The 661-nt window shown below is 52.0% G+C and carries 1 protein-coding gene; it reads left to right on the top strand.

The features are described 5' to 3' along the window. Positions 1-305: hypothetical protein (locus AC1D1X_RS25125; RefSeq protein ID WP_477699609.1), on the top strand; the 305-nt coding region annotated here is incomplete at its 5' end. Positions 306-661: the final 356 nt, after the last annotated feature.

Below are 661 nucleotides of genomic sequence, written 5' to 3'. Positions count from 1 at the left end.
CCTTTAAGGATGGGGGAGCTCATCTATCGGCACTTGCCAATCGAGCCAAGCACAGAAGCGTTGTATTGCCATCCTTCAGCGAGGATTGGACGGGGCAGCGTGCGGAGCGTCACACGATCCTGATACAGCGCTTTGAGCACGATGGGGTAGCGTATCCAGAGGTTATGGCAAAGAGTTTTTTGCAGAACGAATTCGACCGAACTACCAAGCTGTTTGTTCAGGCCGGAATACAGCTCAATATGCTTCTTTGCGATCGGCTTAACAAGATCCAAACCGATCCAGGGGCTCCTTCCGCGTTGTTATGAGGCGTCGCGTTTCATCGAAAAGGTGAGTGGCACTTCGATGATTGGTTCCATGACATCCACTTTGCTAGTGAGATAGTGGGGGAGCCATGAATACCGTTTAGTCGTTTTGATGGCCGGGTTATTGCTGGATTGCGCGTCGGCTCTGTACTCGCGCAATGTCCCCGGCTCCACCAATTAGGGGTGTTCATGCCCCTTGCCAGCGGCTAGACTGCCGATATGAAACTCGTGGCATTTCTGATTTTGACATTCCCATTCGCGGCTTCGGCAGACACGATTTATCACTGCAAGGCCTTTGCCGGCGGTACGTTTTGGAGCAACAAGCATTGCAATACACAGAACGCACATGTTGACCGCAT

This window comes from Polaromonas sp. P1_G4, assembly GCF_056405475.1.
Note: the sequence above shows the minus strand (reverse complement) of the source record. Positions and strands in the feature narration are given on the sequence as shown.